We start from the raw sequence: 25223 nt of genomic DNA on the forward strand, positions 1-25223 counted from the left end.
GACACGTGATGGCGTCGTCAGGCCGCGCTGTCGGACCTCCTGCACAACATTCTTGACCATATCGAGACCCACCCGATCAGGCCACCCCGGGGACGCTAACGATAATCGCCCTTTGCGTCCAATTGGGAAGTGATAGCCGCCGATGTCCGGGTAGGCGGGAAAGTCAAGAGGTCTGTCAAAAACCGCGAAACGCGCCCCGGAGGTCCATGTGCGCACCGGCGCCACCGACGCCCACGCCCCCGGCGGCGGGCACTGCGCCCCCGCCCCACGACCGGAACCCGCGACAGCCCCCGGCGACCCGGCGGCCGCGCGGGTGGGGATCGTGATCGCCACCCGCGACCGGCGCGCCGAACTCGCCACGACCCTGCGCCGCCTGGCCGCCGCCCAGCCCGACGCACCGGTCACCGTGGTCGACAACGCCTCCACCGACGGCACGCCCGACCTGGTCGCCGCGGAGTTCCCGCGCGTGCGCCTGGTGCGCCTGAGCGAGAACCGCGGCTGCGCCGCCCGCAACGCCGGCGTGGCCCACACCCCCACGCCCTACGTCGCCTTCTGCGACGACGACTCCTGGTGGCCCGCCGGCTCGCTGGCCCGCGCCGCCGACGCCTTCGACGCCCACCCCCGGCTCGGGCTCGTCGCCGCCGCCACCTTCGTGGGCGACGGCCGCCGCCCCGACCCCATCAACGACCTGCTGGCCCGCGGCCTGGGCGCGGCGCCGCCCGGACTGCCCGGCCCGCGCGTGCTCGGCTTCCTGGCGTGCGCGGCGGTCGTGCGCCGCGAGGCGTTCCTGGCCGCCGGCGGGTTCAGCGAGCTGCTGTTCTTCACCCACGAGGAGGCGCTGCTGGCCCAGGACCTCGCCGCCCTGGGCTGGGAGGCCTGCTACCTGCCCGACGTCCGCGCCCACCACCACCCCTCGCAGAACCGCCCGCCCAGCGCCTGGCGGCGCCGCCTGGAGCTGCGCAACCGCGTCCTGGTGCACTGGCTGCGCCGCCCGGCGGGCCGCGCGCTGCGCGAGACCGCCCGGCTGGCCGGCGCCGCCGCGGCGGCCCCCGAGGCGCGCGGCGCCCTGGCCGACGTCGCCCGCGACCTCCCGCGCACCCTGCGCGACCGGCGGCGGCTGCCCGCTCGCGTCGAACGCGATCTGCGGGTGCTGGAGCGGTGATGGCGGTGGCGAAAAGCCCCGACCGCGACCCGCGGATCGGTGTGGTAATCATCACACACCAGCGGCGCCGAGAACTGCTGCGCACCCTCAAGCACCTGACCGCCCTGCCCGAGCGCCCGCCCATCGTCGTGGTGGACAACGCCTCCACCGACGGCACCGCCGACGCCGTGGCCGCGGAGTTCCCCGAGGCCGTCCTGGTCCGCGCGGGCGCCAACCTGGGCGCGGTGGGCCGCAACATCGGCGCCGAGGCGCTGGACACCCCCTACGTCGCCTTCGCCGACGACGACACCTGGTGGGAGCCCGGATCGCTCGCCCTGGCCGCCGACCTGCTGGACGCCCACCCCGACGTCGCCTCGCTCACCGCGCGGATCCTGGTCGAGCCCCAGGGTGTGGAGGATCCCATCACCCCCGAGCTGCGCCACTCGCCCGTGCCCGGCCGCCCCGGCCTGCCCGGCCCCGCCCTGCTGGGCGTGCTGGCCGGCGCCTCGGTGCTGCGCCTCAGCGCGTTCCGCCAGGTCGGCGGGTTCCACGAGCGGCTGTGGCTGGGCGGCGAGGAGGAGCTGCTGTCGCTGGACCTGGCCGCGGCCGGCTGGTGGCTGTGCTGGATCGAGGACATGGTGGTGCACCACGCACCCTCGCGCGGGCGCAACAGCACCGCCCGCCGCCGGCTGGGGATCCGCAACACGCTGTGGACCGCCTGGCTGCGCCGCCCCGCACCGGCCGCGCTGCGCCGCACGGCGGCGGTGCTGGGCGCCGTGCCGCGCGACACCGCCAGCGCCGCGGCCGTGGGCGCCGCCCTGGCCGGACTGCCCTGGGTGCTGGCCCAGCGCCGGCCGGTGCCCGCGCGCGTGGAGGAGGGCCTGCGGCTGCTGGAGGAGCCGCAGAAGAGCTCGCCGGCGCGCCGCTACGTGGGCTGAGCGCCACCGGCCGGCCGCCCCGCGGGGGACCGGCCGGCGCGCGCGGGCCGGACCGGCTCAGCGCCCCGAGACGGGCGGGCCGGTGGGGTCCTCGCCGGTGCGGGCGATCTTCTCGGCCAGCTCCGCCAGCTTGACGTTGAGGTTCTGCGAGGCCGCCTTGAGCCGCTCCCACGCCTGCTCGGCGGTCATCTGGTGGCGCTCCATGAGGATGCCCTGGGCCTGCCCGATGGTCTCGCGGGTGTCCAGCGCGCGGTTGAGGTTGGCGATGCGCCGGTTGGCCTCAAGCGCCGAGGCGGCCTGCGCGGAGTAGACGACGCCGACCTCGTGGGCGCGGTCGTCGAAGGCGTGCGCGGCGCGGGCGTAGAGGGTCAGGGCGCCCAGAGTGCCCTGCGTGGTGAACAGCCGGTAGCTGAGCAGGCTGCCGATGGGCAGGCGGGCGGCCTCGGCGGCGTAGCGCGGCCAGCGCCGCTCGGAGGCGACGTCGGCCAGGTGGATGTGGGTGCTGGACCACATGGCGTCGATGGAGGGGCCCTCGCCCAGGCTGCGCTGGAGGTCGTCGCTCTGGCGGACCACATCGTGGGTGTAGACGGGGGTGTCGACCTTGCGGCGGGACTCCACGAGCGCCACCCCGGCGTAGTCGCAGCCGGGCACGGTGGCCACCGCCAACTGGACGATCCGCTGCATCGTCTCGTGCACGTCGGGCTCGGCGAACAGCGACCGGACCACGTCGGCGAGGCTTTCCGGGAGTGGTGACTGTTCGTTGTGGAGCATCGCACGCCCTTCTGTGCCGTTGGACGAAATGCCGGGTCCGACCGCGACCCGGAGCGAAGCCGACGCACAGCACATGGCGCCAGTCGGTGTGGCCGAATGGCTTCTCGGATGGAGACCGGGATGCGACCGAACGCGGCCGCCGCGGAATTCTCGCAGAGGTTTGCGAGTATTCCCGGCGGCCATGCCTGTGTCAACGACTGTACCCTAGGTGGCGCCCCGAATCGGCACGGACTCGGCATCGCGCCCTCGGCCTCGCCACCGGGGCCGGGCGGCCCGCCGGCGCGGGGCCGAAAGGCGCCACCAGGGCGAACCGGCGGGCGGGCGTCCCGGAGCCCGGGCACGGGCGGCGCAGGCCGCCGGAGCGGGGGCGCCCCCGCGCGGGGCGGCGCCGCGGGGGCCCGGGCGGGTACGGGGGCGTGCGCGGCCGTGGTTTTTCGTTGCGGCGCTATTCGTTTCCCCGGGGCGGTGCGGCCTTGTGTGAATGGCGATTAAAGAAAGCGGCAGTTTATGGAATGGCCGGATTGCGAACACCCCGCCGCGCGGCCGTTCGCCATTCCCGGCCATTTGCCGCCCGCCGCGCCGGCCGCAAGGGGCCTTGGGCCCGGTCTCCGGCCGCGGTCCCCGGCGCGACACGGCACCCGACCCGCCGCCAACGGGCGCGCCCGGCCCCGGTGTCCACGGGGCCGGGCGCGCGTCTGCGGGCGGCTGGGGGTCAGCCGCCGTAGAACTCCACCTCGTCGGGGTTGGGCCGCTCGACCTCGGCCTCGGTGATGTCGCCGCCCTCGCGGTCGGTGACCCGCGCCTCCTGCAGCACCTCGGGCTCGTCGTCGGCGTGGAACTCGCTGACCAGCGCGCCGCTGAACCCGCCGTGGTCCTCGGCCGTGGACGCGAACGGCACCAGGCCCGGCCCGGCCCAGTCCTGGGACTCCACGGCGTCGATGAGGCTCTGCCGGGTGAGGTCCTCGCCGGCCGCCATCAGCGCCTGGGCCATCATCGTGGCCTGCACCATGCCGTAGACCGTGGTGTTGGTCATCGGGGACTCGGAGTCGGCGTACTCGTCGTAGATCTCGGAGTACAGCTGGATCCAGGGGTCCTCGGGGGTCTCCACCGAGGGCAGGTAGCTGGTGTAGATCATCCCCTCCAGCAGTTGCTCGGCCGGCAGGTCCTCGGTGCCGGCCTCGGCCGCGAACTCCGACAGCAGCCCGGTGAGCGTGGCGGTGTCGGCGCCGATCGAGCTGACCACCAGCTGCGGCTCGTAGCCGATGCGCTGGGCCTCCAGGATCAGCAGCGCCGTGAACGCCGGGATGCAGGAGCACACCACCACGTCGGCCCCGGCCTCCTCCAGCGCCGCCACCTGGGGCGCCAGGTCGGTGTTGCCCGGGTCGTAGGACTCCGAGGCCACGACCATGTCGCGCACGTACTGGTTGAGCCCGGCCTCGGAGTCGGTGCCCACGTCGTCGTTCTGGTAGAGGTGGCCCACCTGGGCGTCGGGCATGTTCTCGGCGATGTACTGCCCCTGGATCTTGGCCTCCTTGGTGTAGTCCACCTGGTAGCCGTAGCTCAGCGGGTACTCCTGGGGGCGGTTCCACATCAGCGCGCCCGAGGACACGAACAGGTCGGGCACGCCCTCCTCGTTGAGGAAGTCGATGACCTTGGAGTGGGTGGGCGTGCCCAGGCCGCCCAGCATCGCGAAGATCTCCTCGGTGTGCACCAGGTCGCGGGTGACCTCGATGGTGCGCGCCGGGTCGTAGACGTCGTCCTCCACCACGTAGTCGATCCGGCGCCCGTGGATGCCGCCGTTGTCGTTGACGTAGTCGAACACCGCGGCGTGGCCCACCGAGATCTGCGCGTAGCCGGGCGCGGCCGGCCCCGTCAGCGGCTGGTGGGTGCCGATGGTGATCGCGTCCTCGGTGACCCCCGTGGAGACGTCGAGGTCGGCCTGCGCGCCTTCCTCGACCTCGCCCGCGCCGCCGCAGGAGGTCGCCAGCAGGGCCGCGGCCATCAGCCCGGCCAGGGTGACTATCGGTCTTCTCATGTGTGCTCTCCCGGATAGGGGTGGGGGGTGGGGGAACGGTGCGGGGAGGCCGGTCAGCGCCCGCGGCGGACCAGGCCGGCGAGCCGGCTGAACATCCCGTGCAGGCCCTGCGGCCAGATGAGGATGACCAGGATCAGCAGCACGCCGAAGAACACGATCGGCAGGTTGTTGGCGACGTTGGTGCCCAGGGACAGGGAGTGCGCCAGCTCCTGGCCCCACAGCTCGACGTAGACCAGCGCCACGGCGCCCCAGAACGCGCCCCACATGCTGCCCAGCCCGCCCAGCACCAGGGCCGCCAGCAGGCTCAGCGACAGTGCGACGGTGAACGAGCTGGGGGTGGCGGTGCCCAGCAGGTAGGCCTGGCAGGCCCCGGCCAGGCCGCCGCTGCCCGCGCTGATGAGGAACGCGACCACCTTGGTGCGGCCCACCGGGATCCCGGCCAGGGCCGCCGCCGACTCGTCGTCGCGCAGCGCCCGCATGCGCCGCCCCAGCCGCCCGGCGTTGACGGTGGCCAGCACCACCAGTCCCAGCAGCGCCGTCAGCCACACCGCGGCGGCCTGCCACTGGCTGCCGGTCACCACCCCGGCCAGCGCGGGCGGCGCGCCGCGCACCGAGAACGCCAGGCCGTTGCTGCCGCCCAGCAGCTCGGGGAAGCGCACGGTCAGCGCGGGCAGGCCCACCGCCAGGGCCAGGGTGGCGCCCGCCAGGTAGGGGCCGTGCAGCCGCGCCGTGGCCGCGCCCACCAGGACGCCGGCCGCGCAGCTCACCGCCACGGTGATCAGCATGTTCAGCCACAGCGGGAACGCGGGCTGGTGCAGCACCAGCAGCGCCATGGTGTAGGCGCCGATGAACATGAACGCGCCGTGGCCCAGCGACACCTGCCCGCTGTAGCCGATGAGCAGCTGCAGCCCGGCGATGGCCAGCATGTAGTAGCCCACGCTGCCGATGCGCAGGTCCTCGGCCGGGCCGGTGACCGAGGTCAGCGCCACGACCGCGGCGAAGGCGGCCAGCGCCGCCAGGGGGAACCGCACCAGCGCGGGCAGCGCCCGCCAGCGCTCGGCCAGGCCGGCGGCGCGGCCCCGGCGCGGCCGGGTGTCCCGGGCGGTGGACTCGTGGTTGCGCAGGGACACCATCACTACACCTTTCGCGCGGTCGGGCGGGAGAACAGCCCGCCCGGCCGGACGCTGAGGACCAGGACGAGGATGGCCAGGGCCGCCAGGGTGGTCAGCTCCGGCCCGGCGTAGCCGGACACATACGACAGGCACAGGCCGATCAGGACGCCGCCCACCAGGGCGCCGAAGGGGTTCTCCAGCCCGCCCACCACGGCGGCGGCGATGGCGTAGACGAACACCGCGTCCAGCACGTTGGGGAAGATGAACGGCGGGGCGGCGAGCATGCCCGCCAGCGCCCCGATGAGCGAGGCGATCGCCCAGCCGGTGGTCAGCATCAGCCCCACGCGCACCCCCGACAGCCGCGCGGCCTCGGGGTGGAAGGCGGCCGCCCGCATCCGCAGCCCCAGCGGCGTGAACCGGTAGAGCGCGAACAGCAGCAGCGCGGCGGCGGCCACCGACCCCAGCGCGAACCAGTCGGAGGCGGAGAACCGGCCCCGGTAGTCCAGCGGGTAGGAGAAGGAGTGCGGTTCGTTGGACCAGACCATGCCGGCCAGGCCCTGCAGCACCAGCAGCAGCCCCAGCGTGATGATGATAGCGTTGAGCGGGGAGCGGCCGTGCACGGGTCGGATGAGCAGCCGTTCGGTGGCCGCCCCCAGCACCAGCCCGGTCACCAGCGCGGCGCCGAACCCCAGCCAGTAGGAGCCGGTGGCCTGGGAGACCGTGTAGGCGATGTAGACGCTGATGAGGGCCAGTGCCGGCTGGGCGAAGTTCACCACGCGGGTGGCCTGGTAGATGATGACCAGCGACAGCGCCAGGGCGGCGTAGACCGCGCCCGAGGACAGCCCGCTAAGGGTCAAGTCGATGAAGTGGTTCACGGCTCCCCCTAGAAGCCCAGGTAGGCGTGGCGCATGCGGTCGTCGGCCAGGAGCCGCTGGGAGGTGCCGGACACCACGACCGCGCCCTGGTTGAGCACGAACCCGTGGTCGGTGATCGACAGCGCGCTGCGGGCGTTCTGCTCCACCAGCACCACGGTCAGGCCCCGGGCGGCGCGCAGCTCGCGCAGCGTCCGCATGATCTTCCGGGTCACCATCGGCGCCAGCCCCAGCGAGGGCTCGTCCAGCAGCAGCACCCGAGGACGCGCCATGAGCGCGCGGCCCAGGGCGAGCATCTGCCGCTCGCCGCCCGACAGGGTGGCGGCGGGCGCGGTGAGGCGCTCGCGCAGCCGCGGGAACAGCTCCAGGACCTCCTCGCGGCGCTCGGCGCGCTCGCGGCGGCCCGGCCGCCACAGCCCGCCCAGGCGCAGGTTCTCCTCGACGGTCAGCTCCACGATCACGCCGCCGCCCTCGGGCACGTGCACCAGGCCGTGGCGCACGTGGTGCTCGGCGCCCAGCCGTGTGACGTCGGCGCCGTCCAGCAGCACCCGGCCGGACGCGGCGCGCTTGAGACCGCTGACGGTGCGCAGCAGCGTGGTCTTGCCCGCGCCGTTGGCGCCCAGCACCGCGCAGATCGACCCGCGCGGGATCCGCATGGTCACCCGGTCCAGGGCGGTGACAGCGCCGTAGCCGGCCGTCAGCTCCTCGATGCTCAGGATCGGCTCGTCAGGCATCAAAGTCCTCCTCGGCGGCGCCCAGGTAGGCCTGGGCGACCGCGGCGTCGGCCTGGATCTCGGCGGGTGTGCCCGCGGCGATGACCCGGCCGAAGTTGAGGACCACGATGTGGTCGCAGACGGACATCACCAGGTCCATGTGGTGCTCGACCAGCAGCACGCCCATGCGGGCCCCGAAGCCGCGCACCGCCTCGCCCAGGGCGGTGATGTCCTCGCCCGAGAGCCCGCTGGCGGGCTCGTCCAGCAGCAGCAGTTCGGGGTCGGCGACCACGGCGCGGGCCAGGGCGACGCGCTTCTGCACGCCGAAGGGCAGCGTCGCGGGCAGGGCCCGCGCGGCGTCGGCCACCCCGAACTCCGCCAGGGCCGCCATCGCCCGCCCGCGCAGCCGGCGCTCGTCGCCGTGGTAGTGGCCCAGGCCGGTGAGCATGGCGAACGTGCCGCCGCGCGCCAGCCGGTCGGCGCCCACCATGACGTTCTCCAGCGCGGTGAGGCCGGGGAAGAGGTTGAGGCCCTGGAGGGTGCGCGCGATGCGCAGGCCGGCCAGGCGGTGGGGGCGGTGCGCCCGCAGCACGCGGCCCTTCCAGGCCACGGTGCCGCTCTGGGGGCGCACGACCCCCGACACGACGTTGAACAGGGTCGTCTTGCCCGCGCCGTTGGGGCCGATCAGCCCGACGACGGTCCCGGGCGCCACGGACAGCCCCACGTCGCTCAGGGCGGTCAGGCCGCCGAAGCGGACGGTGATCCCCTCGGCGGCGAGCAAGGGGTCCGGCGTTGTGGTGGTCATCGACCCTCTTTCCAAGCCGCGGACCGGGGGTGGTCCAGGTCACAGACCGTCCGGTCGGCATGTCGGGGATACGGGTGGGCGGGGGCGGCGGTGTTCACGGGGCGGGGGTCCGGGGGTGTCGGGGCGGAGTGGGAGCGGTGCGGCGCCGGTGGTGCGGGCGCGGCGGCCGGGCGGCGCCGGTCAGCGGAACATGCGGGCCAGATCCACGCGCGAGCGGATGTTGAGCTTGCGGAAGATCCCGCGCAAGTGGTGCTCGACCGTGCGCGGGCTGATGAACATGTGCGCGGCGACCTCGCGGTTGGTCGCCCCCTCGGCCACCAGCAGCGCGATCTGGTGCTGCTGGGTGGTCAGCCCGTGGCCGGCGCGGACCGGTTCGCCCGCGGACTCGGGATCGCCGATCGCCCGCAGTTCGCTTCGCGCCTGCTCCACCCACAGCCGCGCCCCGATCCACTCGAAGGTCTCCAGCGCCTCGCGCAGGTGCTCGCGCGCCCGGCCCGGCAGCCGGTTGCGGCGCAGGGTGGTGCCGTAGAGCAGCGCGGTGCGCGCCCGCTCCACGTCGTCGTCGCCGCAGGCCCGGTGCAGCTGCACCGCCTCGGCGAAGTACCGCTCCGCCTCCTCGGCGGGAGCCAGCAGGCCCCGGCAGCGCATCGCCACCGCCAGGGCGCTCAGGCTGGCGGTGGCCGCCGCCCAGGACTCGTAGGCGGCCAGCACGGAGGCGGCGCGCTCGGGGCGGCCGGTGCGCACGCACGCCTCCACGAACACCGGCGCGGTCAGCAGCCGCATCGTGGGGTGGCCGTAGCCGGGGCCGGCGTGGGTCAGCGAGCGCAGCCGGGAGTAGGCGCCGGCGGCGTCGCCCTGGGCGAGGTCCAGCAGCGCCAGCGCCCACGAGCTGAGCGCCGCGGGCAGGCCCAGGCTGTTCTCGCTGGCGCGCTCGGCCACCGCCCGCGCCCGGGCGTGGCAGGTCTCGGCGTCGCCCTGGATGGCGGCCAGCAGGCTCAGCGCGGCCAGGTGGTGGGTGGCGCAGTTGGGCTGGGCGGTCTCGCGCGCCAGCCGCAGCCCGGTCATGCAGTTGCCGATGCCCGAGGGGAACCGGCCGCTCCAGAACTCCGAGTAGACCAGGAACTCCAGCGCCTGGGGGACCACCGCCAGCGCGCCCCGGCGCCGGGCGACGGCGACGGCGCGGGTGGCCAGCGAGTGCACCAGGGGGGCGTCGCCCAGCCGCAGCCCGGCGATGCTGGCCCAGATCAGCTCCACGGGGGAGTCGATCTCCTCGGCGATGTCGGTGGCCCGGCGCAGCGGGCCCACGGCGGCCGTGTACTCCCCGGCGAAGGACAGCGCGGCGCCCTCCATGAAGGCGAAGGCCAGCCGCATGGCGGGCGGGTCGTTGTCGCGGGCCAGCGGCGCCAGCCGGCGCGCGGCGGCGCCGTGGCGCACCGGGTCGCCGGCGAAGGAGGCGGCGTCGGCGGCGCGCATCAGCGCCCGCACCGCGAGCTCGCGGTCGTGGGGGATCAGCCGCTCGGCGGTGGCCAGGAGTGCGTCGGCGGTGTCGAGGGCGTTGCCCTCGCGCAGCCGGATCTGGCCCCGGATCAGTTCGAGCACCCCTTCCTGGCGCGGGGTCACCGCGTCGGGCTGGGCGCGCTCCAGCAGTTCGGCGGCGCGGTCGGGCATCCCGGCCAGCCACGCGTCCTGGGCGGCGGTGGACAGGCGGCACGCCCGCAGGCGGGGGATGGGGGTCAGCTCGGCGGCCTGCTCCAGGGCCGCCGAGGCCACCGAGTGCCCGCTCAGCTCCTTGGCGGTGTCGGCGGCGGCGGCGAGTTCGGCGGCCAGGTCGGAGTCGGGTCCCTGCGCGGCGGCGGCGCGGTGGCGTGCGTAGCGGGAGGGCTCGCGGTGCAGGTCGAGCACCCGCGCCAGCCGGGCGTGGGCGGCGCGCCGCCGCACCACGGGGGTGGCCTGGTAGACGGACTCGCGCAGCAGCGGGTCGGCGAAGACCACGCGGGAGCCGTCGACCCGGACGATCCCGGCGTCCTCGGCGGGGGCGAGGTCGCCGACGGTGACATCGGTGCGGGCGGCGGCGCGCACCAGCAGGTCGACGTCGCACTCGGGGTCGGTGGCGGCCAGCAGCAGCAGGTGGCGGGTGGGCTCGGGCAGGGCCTCCAGACGGGGCTCGTAGGCGCGGCGCAGGTCGGCGGGCAGCGGCAGGGTGCGGGGCAGGGGGCGGATGCCGGCGAGCTGCTCGCGGGAGAGCGCGGCGGCGAACGCGAGCGCGGCGGCGGGGTTGCCGTGGCTGGCGGCCGCCAGGGTGCCGCGCACACCGGCCGCCAGGCCGCCGGGGGCGGCGTCGCCGAGCACCTCGCTGACGGCGGCCTCGCTGAGGGGGGAGAGGTGGATGACCGGGATGCCGGGAACCACGGGTTTGGCCTGGTCGTCGCGTGCGGCGAAGACCATGGCCACCGGGTCGGTGCCCAGGCGGCGGGCGGCGAAGGCGAGCGCGTCCAGCGACGGCGCGTCCATGAGGTGGGCGTCGTCGATGACGGCGAGCAGGGGAGCGGCGTGGGCGAGCAGCCCGAGCAGGCGCAGCACGCCGATGGAGAGGGTGAACCGGTCGCTCTCGGCGACGCCGCCGGTCTCCAGCGCCTGCTCGATCACGCGGCTGTGGGGGGCGGCGAGACCGGGCACGCGGTCCAGCACGGGCAGCAGGAGCCGCTGGAGACCGGCGTAGGCCAGTCCGCTCTCGGGCTCGGTGCCCTGGGCCCGCAGCACGAGGGCGGGGCGTACGGGGGGCGAAGGGTCGGGGGCGGTCGTGGAGGGGGCGGTGGGGCCGGTGGCGGGGGTGGCGGGGGGCTTTGGAGGGGAGAGCGCGGCCCGCTGGGCGTGGTCCAGCAGAGCCGTCTTGCCGATACCCGGACCGCCGGAGACGAGCACCGCCGTCCCCTGTCCGGCCCGCGCGCCGTCCAGGGCATTGGCGAGCATGCGCTGCTCCGACTCCCGGCCCCGCAGGCAGGAATGGGGGGCCGTCGGGTTTCCACTGGACACACGCTCAAATTACACACGCGTAAAGGGTCTCAACAGGTACCCGGACCCAGACTGGTGATTTCACGGATACCCCCGCGCGGGGTCCCGTGGTGGGGCACCGCGCGCCGGGAGGGGCCGCCCGGGCGGCTGAGGAGACGGTTGGGGGACGGCTGCGGAGATGACCGCCGGACGACCCTCCGGACGGCCTGGTGGGGGCGGCGGGGGCTGGGGGTTGGGGTGGTCGGGTGCGCAGGGATCGGGCGGCGGCATGGTTTGGGGTTATGCCGCGGGCGCACGCGACGAATCGCAGATCGTTGATCGGCAAAAGCCTTATAGGGGGCAAAACCGGTGCGGTGGGTGGGATGGGATCTCACATGATGAGACCAGGCGGCGGCGATAGCGTGCTTTGGGGTGGGATGGCGCCTCGAAAAACGGTCATAGGCGTTCAAAAGGTCTCGGTTGATGCCGCCGATATGACGTTCACGGGCGCCGGGCAGGTTCGGGGCCTGTGGTGCCGCTTCGCGCCGCCGCTGGGGTGGGGCCCGGGTGGCCGGTCTTCGCGCCAGGCCGCCGGCCGGGGTGGTGGTCGGTGTCCGCTGAGCCGGGGCTCCGCCGCCGTCGGTGCGGCGCTGGCGCCCTCGCCACTGCGGCCGTGGTCGGTGTCCGCCCCGCGAGGGGGCGCTGTCCTCGGTGTCCCCTCAATCAGGTTGTCGGTGCCCGCTCGCGGCGGCGGTGGCCGCCTGGCCGGACCGGGCCGGCCCTGACGTCTCTCGCCTCTCGTCTCCCCGCCGCGCCCGCGAACGCCCGCAACCGCTGATCGCGGAGCGTGCTCACGCGGGTCCCGGCGGCGCGCAAGGCGGCCCCACTCGCCGGCGGAGCGGTCCAGCGAGAGGGGCCCCGGTGTGCTCGCTCCCCCGCCTGCGGTCGCGTGAACAAGCGGCGAACACATGTTCGAATTTTAGCACTTGTTCTGTATGCTGGGCCACATCGGCGGCGCGGTTCAGGCGCGGGCCGCAGGAGCTCTGGCGCGGCTCCCCGGCCACACCTCACCGGTGTGTGAACCTGTAGCCCCCGTGGTCACGTAGAGCACCGACAACCATCGGCACAGTGGGGCGATCATGACGTATCTCCTGGTCATCGGCACACGCAAGGGCTTGTTCACCGCCACCGCCACCGGCGACGACCGCCGCAGGTGGGAGCTGCGCGGCCCGCACCGGCTCGACAAGGAGGACTACGCCAACATGGCCGGCGTCTACGCCGTCGGCATCGACCCCCGCTCGCGGCGCATCCTGGTCGGCGCCGAGAGCTCCCACTTCGGCCCCAGCGTCTGGTACAGCGACGACCTGGGCGGCACCTGGCACGAGCCGCCGCACGCGCCGATCGCCTTCCCCGACGACGTCGACGCCGGCTTCACCCGCGTGTGGCAGTTCGCCTTCGGCGACGAGCCCGGCACCGTCTACGCCGGTGTCGAGCCGCACGCCCTGTTCCGCTCCACCGACGGCGGCCAGAGCTTCGAACTCGTCCGTCCGCTGTGGGACCACCCCCACCGCGCCGAGTGGTTCCCCGGCGCCGGCGGCGGCGCCATCCACACCGTCCTTCCGGGCCGGGTGACCGCCGAGGGCACCGACCCCGCCGCCATGACCGTCGCCATGTCCACCGGCGGCGTCTACCAGACCCGCGACAACGGCGCCACCTGGAACCCCGCCGGCCGGGGCATCAGTGCCGTGTTCCTGCCCGAGCAGTTCCCCGAGTACGGCCAGTGCGTGCACAAGGTCGCCATCGGCGCCGACGGCGTCTTCTACGCCCAGAACCACCACGGCGTCTACCGCAGCCCCGACCCCGCCGCCGGGTGGACCTCCATCGCCCAGGGCCTGCCCAGCGACTTCGGGTTCAACTTCCTGGCCCACCCGCACCGGCCGGGCGTGGGCTACGTCTTCCCGGTGATCAGCCAGGAGTGCCACCTGCCGCCCGGCGACCACCTCCAGGTGCACCGCACCGACGACGCGGGGGAGTCCTGGCACCCCGACGACAAGGGCCTGCCGCAGGAGCGCTACTACGGCATCGTGCTGCGCGACGGCGCCTGCACCGACGGTGCCGCCGACCCCGGCTTCTACTTCGGCACCCGCTCCGGCGACGTCTTCGCCACCACCGACTCCGCCGAGGAGTGGTCGCTGGTGGCCGCGCACCTGCCCGACGTCCTGTGCGTGCGCGCGGTGGAGGTCTGAGCCGTGGGCGTCACCGTGCTGCTTCCGCAGGTCCTGCAGGCCGACGCGGGCGGGGCCGCCAGGATCGACATCCTGCTCGGCGCCCCGCTGGACCAGGCCGTCCAGCCGCCTGACGGCGCCGCCCCGGCGGTCACCGTCCGCACGGTCCTGGACGAGCTGGCGCGCCGCCACCCGGGCCTGGACCGCCGCGTCCGCGACGAGCGGGGGCGACTGCGCCGCTACGTCAACGTCTTCGTCGACTCCGACGAGTGCCGGGCCCTGCAGGGACTGGACACCGCCGTTCCCGACGGCGCCGAGGTGCGCATCCTGCCCTCGGTCGCCGGCGGCTGAGGCGCCGCCCGGCCCGGCCCGCCACCTCACGGCCCGCCGCGGCGGCGCCTCGCCCGTTCGGTCAGCGGCCCCTCGGCTGTCGGCCCGGCAACCCGCCGGCCGCCCGGCCGCCCCGCGCGCCCTCCCCCTCCGGGGGGAGCCGGGCGGCGCCGAACCCCCCTCCTGCGGGAAGCCCCGCTCCCCGCCCCGGCCGCAGAGTGGAGACCCACAGCGGATCCGGCCGGCGGCCGGAGGGCACAGCGAGGAGAACACGGTGGCCGAGCACACGACACCACACACCCAGGCGGGCCCCGGCGGCGTGGCCGCGCCGGCGCGCGGGTGGCCCCGCTGGGCGCCCCGGGCGGCGGTCGGCTGGTCGCTGGGCTACGGCGCGATCGGCGCCGCCTGCGCGGCGATCGACGGCGCCTTCCCCTACGCGGGCATGGTCGGCGCGCCGGTCGCCCCGCTGGCCACCCAGTTCGGCACGGGCCCGGCGTGGGCGGCGATCCTCCTGGCCGGGTTCCCCGCCGCCGCCCTGGGCGCCGTGCTGCTGCGCCGCTCGCCCGCCGGGCGGCGCCCGCTGATCGCCGCCGGCGCGCTGGTCTCGGCGCTGCTGCTCCTGGCCATGACCGACGTCAACCTGCTGACCGCGCTGGGCTACCTGCCCTACGGCCTGGTGGGCCTGGTCTCCGGCGCCCCGGTGGGCGAGGCGTTCCGCGCGGCCGTGCTGAACTGGCCTTTCCTGCACCAGTTGCTCTGCCTGGCCGGCGGGTTCCTGTGGCTGATGGCGACCCTGTCCTACGCCCGCACCAGCCGCGGCGCGTGCGGCAGCTGCGGGCGCGACAGCGGCGCCGAGGGCTGGGCCGCGCCGGGGGCCGCCGCCCGCTGGGGCGTGTTCGCCGTGGCGGTGGCCGCGGCCGTGCCGCTGCTCTACGCCTTCACCCGCGTCGCCTGGTGGCTGGGGATCCCGCTGGGCATCACCGAGGAGTTCCTGCGGGCCGGGCAGGAGGAGGGCATGTGGACCTCGGGCCTGTTCCTGGCGGGGTTCGCCGTGGTCGGCGCGGTCCTCACCCTCGGCCTGGTCCAGCGCTGGGGCGAGGTCTTCCCCCGCTGGATGGTCGGGCTGGCCGGCCGGCGCGTGCCCATCGCGCTCGCGGTGGCCCCGGCCTCGGTGGTCTCGGTGCTCGTCCTCGTGGGCGGGTTCGCGATGTGGTCGGGTTACGCCGAACTGGTGGGCCAGGGGGTGAGCGGCGACGCCGAGGCGGCCGGGCTGATGGCCGTCCTGCCGGGCCTGCTGTTCCCGGTGTGGGGCGTGGCGCTGGGGGCGGCCACGCTGGCCTACCTGCGGCGCCGGGGCACCTGCGCGGTGTGCGGCAACGGCGCCCCCGCCGCGGCCGGCTGAGGGCCCCGGCCGATCGGGCCGCCCGCCGCCGGGCGGGCGGCCCGCGCCGCGTGCGGCGGCGCGGGCCGCGCCCTCCGCTCGAACACGGGCACGGCGCCGGCCTCCCGAGCGGCCCGCGCCCTCAGACCCGCACCGGGAAGCGGGAGTAGCCGCGGATGGTGGTGGTGCGGCGCCGGGTGGGCACCGCCGCCGCGCGCAGCCCCGGCAGCCGCTCGGCCAGGGCGCGCAGCGCGATCTCGCCCTCCAGGCGGGCCAGCGGGGCGCCCAGGCAGTAGTGCGCCCCGGCCGAGAACGCCAGGTGCTCGGCCGCGTTGGCGCGGGTGATGTCGAAGCGGTCGGGCTCGGGGAACACCTCCGGGTCGCGCCCGGCCGCGCCGAGGAGCAGGATCACCGGAGTGCCGCGCGGCACCGCCAGCCCGCCGACCTCGATGTCGCGGTGCGGGTAGCGGCCGGTGACCTGCACGGGGGAGTCGAAGCGCAAGACCTCCTCGACCGCTCCGGGGGCCAGGCCGCCGGGGTCGGCGCACAGCCGCTCCCACTCGCCGCGGTGGCGCAGCAGCGCGGCGACCCCGTTGCCGATCAGGTTGACGGTGGTCTCGAACCCGGCGATGAGCAGCAGCCGCGCCATGGTGCGCAGCTCGGCGGCGGTGATCCGGTCCTCCTCCAGCGAGGTGACCAGCGCGCTGACGGCGTCCTCGCCGGGGTCGGCGCGGCGCACCTCGATCAGCCGGGCGAACAGCGCGTCGATCTCGTGCGCGGCGCGCCGCAGCTCCCGGTACTGCCGCGCCGAGCGCACCCCGTCCAGGGAGGCGCCCAGGGCGTTGCCGTAGCGCAGGAACCGCTCGTTGTCGACCTCGGGGATCCCGAGCAGTTCGCTGATGACGGCGATGGGCAGGGGCGCGGCGAAGTCCCGCATGAGGTCGAAGCCGCCCCGCGCGGCGGCCGCGTCCAGCAGCCGGTCGGTGATCTTCTGGATCCCGGCCCGGTAGCCCTCGATGCGGCGCGGGCTGAACGCGGGCCGGGCGAGCGCGCGCAGGCGGGTGTGGTCGGGCGGGTCGCGCTGGAGGAAGGACAGGTCGACCAGGCCCTCCTCGGGCGGGGGACCTCCGGGTGCCCGCACCCGGCAGTCGCGGTCGCGCAGCACCTGCCGGTTGGCCGCGTGCCCGACGGCCACCAGCGGTCCCAGGCGGCTGCGCACCACCGGCGGGCCGGCGTGCATGCGGGCGAAGAGCGGATAGGGGTCGGCGCGCCAGGGCCGGTGGTCGATCCTGCTGAGCGGGTCGCCGGTCTGGGCGAAGAACCAGGTCAGCCCGTGCTGGGCGCGCAGGCGCAGGTCGAGGCGGAGGTCGTCGAGCGTGGGCATCGGATCCCCTTACACGCTGGGCTTGCCTGCGAACGTATCCGCTCGCGCCCCGGCCGGCGGCCCGGGGGTGCCCCTCGCGGGCCGGCGCCGGTGCCGGGCACCGGGAGCACCGCGCATCCGCCCGGCGCCGCCGGCGGGCGGCCGTGCCCCGGCGGGCGGCGGCTCGCGGTCGGGCGCCGGAGGCGCTATGTTGGCCGAGTGGCTAACTTAGCCGATCGTGCAAGTCCAAGCCGAGGGCGGCGCCGCCGCGACGCCATGGTGGCGGCCGGTGTGGCGCTGCTGGCCGAGGGCGGGTGGGCGGCGCTCACGGCCCGGGCGATCGCCCGGCGCAGCGGCGCCAACACCGGGCTGATCCACTACCACTTCGGCGGGCTGCCCGGCCTGCGCCGCGAGGTCGCGCGGTCCGCCGCCCAGGAGGTGGTGGCGCCGTTCGTCGGCGCGCTCGCCGGCGACGACGACCCCGCCGCCGTGCTCGACCGCCTGGCCGAGCTGATCCCGGCCGCGGCGGCCGACGAGGCCGCCGTGCGGCTGATGGTGGAACTCATCGCCGGCGCCGGGCGCGATCCGGAGCTGTGCCAGGCGCTGCGCGGCGACCTGCGCGAGGCCCGCGCGCAGATCGCCGCGCGCATCGCCCGGCTGCGCCCGGACTGGCCGGCCGGGCGCTGCCGGGGGGCGGCCGTGCTGGCGGCCGCCCAGATCGACGGCCTGGTGCTGCACGCCGTGCTCGATCCCGACCTGCCGGTCGAGGAGGCGGCCGAGACCCTGCGCGCCCTGCTCACACGCCGGCGGTGACCGGCCCCGGCCGTCCCCGGCCCCACCACCCCAGCCACCCCGATCGGCCCCTGTCCGCACCGGCCACCGACCGGCCTCGGCGTCGTACCGCCGGGCCCTCCGGCGGCGCAGCGCGCCGCCCGCACAACCGCACCGTCCGCAGATCCGCATCCGAAGGGACACCGCCATGGAGATCACCGAACGCCCCGAGCCGCCCACCGGGCTGGCCCGGTTCCTGCTCCGCCTGCCCGTGCACCTCTACCGCTGGCGCCTGAGCGGTCTGCTGGGCTGGAACCTGCTGCTGCTCAACCACGTCGGCCGCGTCTCCGGCGCCCGCCGCCAGGTCGTGCTGGAGGTGGTCGAGCACGCGCCGGACGGCTCCTACGTGGTGTGTTCGGGCTTCGGGCCCCGCGCGGACTGGTACCGCAACGTGATCGCCCACCCCCGCGCCACGATCCAGGTGGGCAAGCGCTCGCTGGCGGTGGTGGCCCAGCCGCTCAGCGCCGACGAGGGGGCCGAGCTGATGGTCCGCTACGCGACGCGCCGTCCCCGCGCGGCGCGCCAACTGGCCGACTTCATGGGGTTCAAGGTCGACGGCTCACCCGACGACTACCGCGCCACGGGCCGCGAGCTGCCCTTCGTGCGCCTGGTCCCGCGCCACTGACCCCGCCGGACGGTGCGGCCGCCGGGGGACCCGGACGGCCGCACCGCCCGGCGCTCAGGGCACGTAGACGGTGGTGCCGGTGGCCCGCGCCCGCAGCGCGCCGCTCAACCGGGGCGCCAGCGCCGGGTGCAGCCGGGACACGGCCGTCCGGGGTTCGAGGAACGCGTAGCCGTCCAGCTCCTCGGCCTGCAGGGTGATCTCCACCCCCGAGTCCACCTGCCCGCAGTCGAACACGAACGACACGAACGGCTTGGGGCGCGGCTCGCGCGGCGCGCTCCACTGCAGCGCCAGCAGGTCGCCCGCCGTGCGGGTGAGGCCGGTCTCCTCGGCGACCTCGCGCTCGCACGCCAGGTGCGGGGCCTCGCCCTCCTCCACGACGCCGCCGGGCAGCGTCCAGTGCTCGCGGTAGTTGGGGTCGACGAGCAGCACGCGGCCGGACTCGTCGGTGATCAGGCCGAACGCCGCGAGGTAGGCGGTGGGCAGGGAAGCGAACCACTGCTCCGGGGGTAGCAATTGCGCCATACCCGCAGCGTAGGACGTCGCGCGGGCGGGCGCGACGGCGGAGGGGGTGCTCGGGGTCCCCGGCCGGCGCCCCCGCGGAAGGCGCGAGGCCCGGCGGGCACAAGGCTCCGGGAGCCGGAGGCCCCCCGAGATCACATGGAATCTACGCCGTAAAGGCGCTGCCGCGCGTGCACCGAGCGCCTAGACTGAACGTCTCCCTGATACGGCGCCGCCCCACACCGGACCCCGGCCCGCGCCCCGGCGACTCAGGGAGCGGCGCGCGCCCGCCCCCGGCAGGGGCCGCGCGGCCGACCGTGCGGGGCCCGCCCGCCGATGTGGCACGATCCAGGGGTCCGACGAGTTCTTCAGTCAACTGCAGTCAACGCAGCGGTGAATGCGGAGGTACGGACGTGGGTCCGTTGGAGCACGGCGACCCGGAGCGCATCGGCCGGTACCGGCTGATCGGACGGCTGGGCGCCGGAGGCATGGGACAGGTGTTCTTCGGCCGCTCCGCGGGCGGCCGCGCGGTCGCCGTCAAGCGCATCCACCCCCATCTCGCCACCGACGCCTCCTTCCGCGAGCGCTTCGCCCGCGAGGTCACGGCCGCCCGCCAGGTCAGCGGCGCCTTCACCGCCCCCGTGATCGACGCCGACCCCGACGGCGACGTCCCCTGGCTGGTCACCTCCTACGTGCCCTCCCTCCCGCTCGACGACGCCGTGCGCGCCTACGGCGGGCTGCCCGAGCACACCCTGCGCGTGCTGGCCACCGGCCTGGCCGAGGCGCTGACCGAGATCCACCGCGTCGGGCTCATCCACCGCGACCTCAAGCCCGGCAACGTGCTGCTGGCCGAGGACGGCCCGCGCGTCATCGACTTCGGCATCGCCCGCGCCACCGACGGCACCGCCGCCACCCAGTCGATCATCGGCACGCCCGGGTTCATGTCGCCCGAGCAGGTCCAGGGCGAGTACCTGACCCCGGCCAGCGACATGTTCGCCTTCGGCGCGGTGCTGGTCTACGCCGCCGGCGGGGTCGGCCCCTTCGGCGAGGGCGCCATGCCCACCCTGGTCATGCGCATCCTCCAGCACGAGCCCGACCTGTCGGCCGTGCCGCCGTCGCTGCAGCGCATGGTCGCGGCGTGCCTGGCCAAGGACGCCCGCAACCGCCCCAGCCCCGGCCAGCTGCTCGACGCCCTCGGCGACGTCCCCATCGGCGCCTCCTGGCTGCCGCCGGAGGTCATGCGCGGCGTGCGCGACCAGGTGGCCAAGACCAACGCCGCGCTCAGCGGCGCCCCCGGCACCGAGGGCGGCGCCCCCGGCGCCACCTCCGTGCTCGGCGCCGCGGCGGCCGGTGCCGCCGGCGGCGCGGCCGCCGCCACGGCCCGCTACGGCGACCACGACCCCACCCGCGCGGCCGGACCGGCCGGCGCCGACCCCACCTCGGTCATGGGCGCCGGGGGCACGGCGGTCGGCGGCACCGGCCAGTACCCGCCGCCCTACCGCCCCGACGGCCCCCAGACCGCCGGAGGCGCCGACCCCCGGACCCGCGCCTACGAGCCGCAGGACCCCGCGGGTACGGCCGCCTACGGGCGGCACACGCGCGCCTACGACCCCTCCACGGGCTACGGCGGCGCCACCCCGCCCACCGCCGCCATGCCCGCCGCCGACGACGACGCCTACTCCGACATGTACCGGGGCTCGCGCCGGGCCGACACCCGCGGCCCCGACCCCCGGGCCGAGGAGCGGCGCCGCCGCGAGGAGGAGGAGCGCCGCCGCGAGGAGGAGCGCGAGGAGCGCCGCCGGCGCGAGCAGGAGCGCGAGGAGCGGCGCCGCCGCGAGGAGGCCGACCGCGCCCACCGCGCCCGGGTGCGCGCCGAGCAGGAGGCCGCGCGCCGCGCCCAGCAGCAGGCGCGCCAGGCCGACCAGCCCAGCCTGTGGAGCTTCGTCAAGCTGCTGCCGCTGCTGATCATCCCGATCATCCAGATCCCGCTGGGCACCGGGGTGTCCTACGCATGGCAGTGGTTCACCACCGAGTCGGGGGCCTGGGGCGGCGAGCCGTGGTGGTATGCGGGCATCTTCACCCTGGACGGCTTCTTCCACGCCCTGTACCTGGGCTACTTCCTGCTCAACAACATCATCGGGCTGGAGTACCTCATCCGGTCGCTGCGCACCGGCTACGTCGTCGGTGTGGTGCTGGCCGCGGCGGTGATCGCCGGGACCAACGGGATGCTGTGGACCTACGGGTTCTTCGGCTGAGCGTGTCGGCGCCTGCCGTTTGGGTGAAGGCCGCCGGGCGTGCTAATGCTGGTCCCCATGACTGCTAGCGAGAGCGCACGTGTAGACCAGGACAACACCGGGCTGCAGGAGACGGACATGGGCGTGTCCGTCCTCGGCGACGGCAGCCACGTCCACAAGAGCGACCCCCGGCTGGGGGCGCTGGCCTGCGTCGACGACGCGGGCGCCACGATCGGGCTGGTGATCGCCTTCGGCGGGGTCCTGCCCGAGGAGATGGTGAGCCTGCTGTCGCTGCTGCAGAACGACCTCCTCGACGTCTACTCCGACCTGCACACGCCCATGGGGGTGGAGGACGAGCACCAGGTGCGGATCACCACCGGCTACATCGACCGGATCCAGGCGCTGTACGACGCCTACAGCGACCAGACGGCGCCGTCGGCGAGCGCGGTGATCCCGGGCGGCACGGCCAGCGCGGCGTTCCTGCACAAGGCTCGGGCCTCGGTGCGGCTGGCCGAGCACCACGTGTGGATCGCCCTCAAGGAGAACCCGGAGTCGATGAACCTGCTGGCCGCCAGCTACCTCAACCGGCTCTCGGCGCTGCTGTTCGTGCTGGCGCGCACGGCCAACGCCGAGCACGGGGACCTCATGTGGCAGCCCGGGCTCTCGGAGCGGGCGGCCCAGGAGGCGCAGGAGCAGCAGCAGGAGGCCGAGCAGGCGTAGCGGCCGTCCCCCCGGGGGCCGCATGCGAAGGGCGGGCCGCATCGCCGTGGAGGCGACGCGCGGCCCGCCCTTCGCGTTGCGGCCCGGCACGGGGGCGCCGGGCCGCGGTGGTCAGCGGGAGCCGCCGCCCTCGTCCTCGCCGCCGGAGGCGGCGGGGCCGGAGGCGCCGGTGGACGTGCCGGGGCCCGCGGCCGTGTCGGGGCCCGCGGCCGTGTCGGCGGCGGCACCGGCCTTGGCGCCGCCGCCGTCCGCGGTCTCGCCCTCGGCCCCCTCGCCTCCGCCGGCGCCGCCGGTGGGGGCGGTGCGGGCGGTGGCGGGGGCGATGGCGCTCATGATCATGCCGTAGGAGCCGGGCGAGGGCGCGTTGCCGCGCACCGGTCCCAGGCGCCGGCCGCGCAGCGGGTCGCGCCGCAGGTCGACGTAGAGCGCCCAGCACAAGCCGATCATCACCACGATGAACGGCGAGGCGACCAGGATGGTGAACGTCTGCAGCGCGTCGAGCCCGCCCATGTAGAGCAGGACGCCGGCCACGACCGCGCTCAGCGCCGCCCACAGGGCCACCAGCCACTTGTTGGGCTCGATGGCGCCCCGGGAGGACAGCGTGGCCAGCACCAGCGCGCTGGCGTCGGCGCCGCTGACCCAGAAGATCGCGACGAGGACCATGACCAGGATGCCGGTGACGGTGAAGCCCGGGTACTCCTGGAGGGCCGTGAAGAACGCCACGGCCTCGTCGGGGGCGGCGGCGATGTCCACGCCGTTCATCTGCAGGTGCACGCCCGCGCCGCCCAGGAAGATGAACCACAGCGCCGACACCAGGGTGGGCACCAGCAGGACGCCCAGGACGAACTCGCGGATGGTGCGGCCCCGGGAGATGCGCGCGATGAACGTGCTGACGAAGGGGGTCCAGGAGATCCACCACGCCCAGTAGAAGATCGTCCAGCCGGAGAACCACTCGGCGTCGCCGAACAGCGGCGCGCGGAAGCTCATCGGCAGGAGGTCGACGATGTAGGCGCCGATGGCCTCGGGAATGAGGTTGAAGAGGAGGACGGTGGGGCCGACGACCACGACGAAGGCCACGAGCAGCACGGCCAGCACCATGTTGGTGTTGGACAGCCACTTGATGCCGCGCCCCACGCCGCTGACGGCGGAGAGGATCGCGAAGATCACCAGCACCACGATGATGGCGAAGGCCACGTTGAGGGCCTCGGGGTCGCGGCTGGTGAAGTTGCCGCCGATGCCGGTGAACAGGTAGATGCCGCCGCCGATCTGGAGGGCGCCCAGGCCCAGCGAGGTCGCGCCGCCGAACTTGGTGGCGATGATGGACCAGATGTTGATGCCCTTGCCCCACCAGGTGTTCTCGACCTCCTTGCCGGTGAGGGACTGGAAGGGCGAGCTGATGAGGTTGCCGCGGCCCTTGCGGAACATGGAGTAGGCCAGGGCGAGGGCGACGACGGCGTAGATGGCCCAGGGGTGCAGGCCCCAGTGGAACAGGGTGTAGGCCATGGAGGTGGTGACGGCCTGCTCACTGCCGTCGGCCACGCCGGTCTGGGGCGGGGTGTTGGCGAAGTGCCACACCGGTTCGTAGATGCCGAAGAAGATCAGGCCGATGCCCATGCCGGCGCTGAACATCATGGCGACCCAGGAGACCGTGGAGAACTCGGGAGGCTCGCCGTTGGCCGAGAGCGGGATGCGGCCGTAGCGGCTGAAGGCCAGGACGAGCGCGAAGACCACGAACCCCGTGGTGGCCAGGACGAAGACCCAGCCGAGGTTGGCGACGATCCAGTTGAGGGCGGCGGTGCCGTACTCGCTGACCTGGTCGGGCCACACGGCGCCCAGGACGCAGAAGACCCCGGCGAGGGTGATGGAGACACCGAAGACGACGGGGTCGAGTCTCGGCTTGACCGGCCTGTCCGGTGGGGCGGTGGTGGACGCCGGTGTTTCCTGTGTTTCTGTCATAGCCGAACCAACCTCGTGTCAGGGAACCTGCGGGGCGCGCCCGATATGGCGGGGCGCGGTGTGCTGCGGAGATTTCGCAATGGTGCGGTGCTTTCGTGGTGAGGGCTGCTGGAAAGTGCGCGGATGGTGTGTATGCCGCGCTTTACCTTCCGTCGTGTGCGCACGGCACGGCCGGTGCAGAGGGCGCACGACGGACCGGGCCGCCGTCGGGGAAAGCGTGTCCGCCGCAATGGGGAGTTGCAAAGCAATAACGTGAAAATAACGGCAATGTTTCGGCCTCGCTTTCCACGGGTGATGGCATTGCCGGAACGGCGGGAGTTCCGCCCGGCGCTTTCCCGCAAGAGCGTAGGGCCAAACGGGTGGTGCCCTGGTAATGGGCGCGCGGAAGCGGCGTGAGGGGCGGCCGGTGCGCAGGTGGCGGACACCGCGCCGGCGCACGGCGCGCACGGCGCGCACGGGCCGCGGCGCCGCCCCGACCTGACCCGCCGTCCGGCTGCGGCCCGGTCGTCGACGCGGCGCGGCCCGGCCGCCGGCGCCGAGGGCGCCGCGACCGGGCCGCGCAGGCGAGGGCGGAGGCGGGACGGGAGCGGGACAGGGGAGAGGCGTCGGGGCCGCGCAGGAGCTGCGGAACCCGCGGCGGCCCCGGAGGGGCCGGCCTCAGCGCCCGGTGGCGCGCAGGCCGGCCAGGAACCACTCCCAGTCGGGGACGCGGGACTCGATCGGCGCCCAGCCGTTGATGACGCCGACCAGCTGCCAGTAGCGCTCCACCCGCGCGTCCACGAACAGATCCAGTTCGTCGGCCAGGCGGCGGCGCTCCTCGGGGGTGTCGGGCCGCCCGTGCAGCGCGGCGGCGGCCAGCCCGTCCACCACCGGGCGGGCCTCGGCGCCGGCCGGGTCCAGCCCGGCGGCCCGCGCCGCACCCGCCTCGGCGGCCACGCGCTCGGCCAGGGCGGTGCCGTCGCGGCCGGGCCGCTGGTAGGTCCCCTCGGCGCGGGCGCGCGCGTGCGCGGTGCTCATCCGGCGCACGCGGTCGCGGAAGGCCGGGTCGCGGACGAGCCCGGCCAGCTCCACCCAGGCGTCGACCTGCTCGGGGGCGGGGTCGTCGGGCAGGTCGACGCGCACCGAGCGCTGCCGGGCGACGAACTCCTCGTCCATGTCCAGGCCGCCGAAGACGGCGTCGTGGTAGTCGTCGATGATGCGCTGCCGCTCCTCGGCGGAGAGGCGGGCGAGGTCGGTCATGAGGGTGATCTCCCGTTCGGTGGGGGTGCGGTGGGCCACGGTGCGCAGCACGGCCCGGCGCAGCCGCAGCACCCGGATCTGGGCGTCCAGCGACTCCACGTGCGCGGCGGCGACCTCGCCGAGGTCGGCGTCGCGCCGCAGCACGGCGCGCACGGTCGGCAGGTCGATGCCCAGTTCGCGCAGCGTGCGGACGAGGTCGAGCCGGGCCGTGGCCGCGGCGTCGTAGAGCCGGTAGCCGGCGGCGCTGCGGGCGGTCTCGGGCACGATGCCCTCGTCGGCGTAGAACCGGACCGCCTTGACCGTGAGGCCGGTACGTGCGGCCGCCTCACCGATGGTGAGCAGGTCCGCGGCGGGCGTGTGCATGGGCGCCATCGTGTGGTCTCCCCTAACCGGAGGGTCAATGCGATTATCGGCCGCCAGGGGGGCCACGGGCCGTGCCGGGG

The 25223-nt window shown here is 75.2% G+C and carries 20 protein-coding genes; 9 read left to right on the forward strand and 11 right to left on the reverse strand.

Features of this window, described 5'->3' with window-relative positions:
- The first annotated feature begins 313 nt into the window (after nucleotides 1-313).
- Both HNR12_RS01850 and HNR12_RS01855 read left to right on the forward strand, forming a co-directional pair.
- Complete coding sequence (locus tag HNR12_RS01850; protein WP_308118568.1) at nucleotides 314-1162, forward strand: glycosyltransferase family 2 protein; 849 nt, start codon at nucleotides 314-316, stop codon at nucleotides 1160-1162.
- A complete protein-coding gene (locus tag HNR12_RS01855; RefSeq protein WP_179765818.1) occupies nucleotides 1162-2079 on the forward strand; it encodes a glycosyltransferase family 2 protein in 918 nt (305 codons plus the stop codon). Before HNR12_RS01850 ends, HNR12_RS01855 begins: the two co-directional genes overlap by 1 nt.
- 57 nt (nucleotides 2080-2136) lie before the next feature.
- On the opposite strand, the gene HNR12_RS01860 is transcribed toward HNR12_RS01855, so the two are convergent.
- The 7 genes from HNR12_RS01860 to HNR12_RS01890 all read right to left on the reverse strand — a co-directional run bounded on the left by HNR12_RS01860 (nucleotide 2137) and on the right by HNR12_RS01890 (nucleotide 11357).
- Nucleotides 2137-2850, reverse strand: coding sequence for a GAF and ANTAR domain-containing protein (locus HNR12_RS01860; protein WP_179765819.1), 714 nt, complete (start codon nucleotides 2848-2850; stop codon nucleotides 2137-2139).
- A gap of 712 nt (nucleotides 2851-3562) precedes the next feature.
- Nucleotides 3563-4885: an ABC transporter substrate-binding protein gene (locus HNR12_RS01865; RefSeq protein ID WP_179765820.1), complete on the reverse strand. Its 1323-nt coding sequence runs from the start codon at nucleotides 4883-4885 to the stop codon at nucleotides 3563-3565.
- Between the two features lie 53 nt (nucleotides 4886-4938).
- A complete protein-coding gene (locus HNR12_RS01870; protein WP_179765821.1) occupies nucleotides 4939-6018 on the reverse strand; it encodes a branched-chain amino acid ABC transporter permease in 1080 nt (359 codons plus the stop codon).
- 2 nt (nucleotides 6019-6020) lie between these two features.
- Nucleotides 6021-6872: a branched-chain amino acid ABC transporter permease gene (locus tag HNR12_RS01875; RefSeq protein ID WP_179765822.1), complete on the reverse strand. Its 852-nt coding sequence runs from the start codon at nucleotides 6870-6872 to the stop codon at nucleotides 6021-6023.
- An 8-nt stretch (nucleotides 6873-6880) separates the two neighbouring features.
- Nucleotides 6881-7603 carry an ABC transporter ATP-binding protein gene (locus HNR12_RS01880; protein WP_179765823.1) on the reverse strand — a complete coding sequence of 241 codons (723 nt, stop codon included), beginning with the start codon at nucleotides 7601-7603 and terminating at the stop codon, nucleotides 6881-6883.
- Complete coding sequence (locus tag HNR12_RS01885) at nucleotides 7596-8387, reverse strand: ABC transporter ATP-binding protein (protein WP_179765824.1); 792 nt, start codon at nucleotides 8385-8387, stop codon at nucleotides 7596-7598. Before HNR12_RS01885 ends, HNR12_RS01880 begins: the two co-directional genes overlap by 8 nt.
- 180 nt (nucleotides 8388-8567) lie before the next feature.
- Entirely contained in the window at nucleotides 8568-11357 is a 2790-nt protein-coding gene (locus HNR12_RS01890; RefSeq protein ID WP_218901835.1) for a helix-turn-helix transcriptional regulator, read from the reverse strand.
- Between the two features lie 1160 nt (nucleotides 11358-12517).
- On the opposite strand from HNR12_RS01890, the gene HNR12_RS01895 reads away from it, so the two are divergent.
- The 3 genes from HNR12_RS01895 (at nucleotide 12518) to HNR12_RS01905 (ending at nucleotide 15335) form a co-directional block, all read left to right on the forward strand.
- A complete protein-coding gene (locus HNR12_RS01895) occupies nucleotides 12518-13624 on the forward strand; it encodes a WD40/YVTN/BNR-like repeat-containing protein (RefSeq protein WP_179765826.1) in 1107 nt (368 codons plus the stop codon).
- A 3-nt stretch (nucleotides 13625-13627) separates the two neighbouring features.
- The gene (locus tag HNR12_RS01900) at nucleotides 13628-13954 is read left to right on the forward strand and encodes a MoaD/ThiS family protein (protein WP_179765827.1); all 327 of its coding nucleotides are present in this window, start codon (nucleotides 13628-13630) and stop codon (nucleotides 13952-13954) included.
- Nucleotides 13955-14207: 253 nt separating this feature from the next.
- Nucleotides 14208-15335 (forward strand): hypothetical protein, encoded by a 1128-nt coding sequence (locus HNR12_RS01905; protein ID WP_179765828.1) that lies wholly within the window; start codon nucleotides 14208-14210, stop codon nucleotides 15333-15335.
- A 121-nt stretch (nucleotides 15336-15456) separates the two neighbouring features.
- On the opposite strand, the gene HNR12_RS01910 is transcribed toward HNR12_RS01905, so the two are convergent.
- Nucleotides 15457-16698, reverse strand: a complete 1242-nt coding sequence (locus tag HNR12_RS01910) for a cytochrome P450 (protein ID WP_179765829.1) — start codon at nucleotides 16696-16698, stop codon at nucleotides 15457-15459.
- A 255-nt stretch (nucleotides 16699-16953) separates the two neighbouring features.
- On the opposite strand from HNR12_RS01910, the gene HNR12_RS28980 reads away from it, so the two are divergent.
- Both HNR12_RS28980 and HNR12_RS01920 read left to right on the forward strand, forming a co-directional pair.
- Nucleotides 16954-17490 carry a TetR/AcrR family transcriptional regulator gene (locus HNR12_RS28980; RefSeq protein ID WP_218901836.1) on the forward strand — a complete coding sequence of 179 codons (537 nt, stop codon included), beginning with the start codon at nucleotides 16954-16956 and terminating at the stop codon, nucleotides 17488-17490.
- A 166-nt stretch (nucleotides 17491-17656) separates the two neighbouring features.
- Nucleotides 17657-18133 (forward strand): nitroreductase family deazaflavin-dependent oxidoreductase, encoded by a 477-nt coding sequence (locus HNR12_RS01920; RefSeq protein ID WP_179765831.1) that lies wholly within the window; start codon nucleotides 17657-17659, stop codon nucleotides 18131-18133.
- Between the two features lie 54 nt (nucleotides 18134-18187).
- Here the strand turns inward: HNR12_RS01920 and HNR12_RS01925 are convergent, their stop codons facing one another.
- Nucleotides 18188-18655 carry an NUDIX domain-containing protein gene (locus tag HNR12_RS01925; protein ID WP_179765832.1) on the reverse strand — a complete coding sequence of 156 codons (468 nt, stop codon included), beginning with the start codon at nucleotides 18653-18655 and terminating at the stop codon, nucleotides 18188-18190.
- 389 nt (nucleotides 18656-19044) lie between these two features.
- Between HNR12_RS01925 and HNR12_RS28985 the strand changes: the two genes are divergently transcribed.
- Nucleotides 19045-20886 carry a serine/threonine-protein kinase gene (locus HNR12_RS28985; protein WP_179765833.1) on the forward strand — a complete coding sequence of 614 codons (1842 nt, stop codon included), beginning with the start codon at nucleotides 19045-19047 and terminating at the stop codon, nucleotides 20884-20886.
- Nucleotides 20887-20943: 57 nt separating this feature from the next.
- Complete coding sequence (locus HNR12_RS01935; RefSeq protein ID WP_179765834.1) at nucleotides 20944-21585, forward strand: ATP:cob(I)alamin adenosyltransferase; 642 nt, start codon at nucleotides 20944-20946, stop codon at nucleotides 21583-21585.
- A gap of 111 nt (nucleotides 21586-21696) precedes the next feature.
- Here the strand turns inward: HNR12_RS01935 and HNR12_RS01940 are convergent, their stop codons facing one another.
- Together HNR12_RS01940 and HNR12_RS01945 are read right to left on the reverse strand one after the other, a co-directional pair.
- Nucleotides 21697-23541: a BCCT family transporter gene (locus HNR12_RS01940; RefSeq protein WP_218901837.1), complete on the reverse strand. Its 1845-nt coding sequence runs from the start codon at nucleotides 23539-23541 to the stop codon at nucleotides 21697-21699.
- A gap of 657 nt (nucleotides 23542-24198) precedes the next feature.
- Nucleotides 24199-25143, reverse strand: a complete 945-nt coding sequence (locus HNR12_RS01945; RefSeq protein WP_179765835.1) for a MerR family transcriptional regulator — start codon at nucleotides 25141-25143, stop codon at nucleotides 24199-24201.
- Between the last annotated feature and the right edge of the window lie 80 nt (nucleotides 25144-25223).

The organism is Streptomonospora nanhaiensis (assembly GCF_013410565.1).
GTDB lineage: Bacteria > Actinomycetota > Actinomycetes > Streptosporangiales > Streptosporangiaceae > Streptomonospora > Streptomonospora nanhaiensis.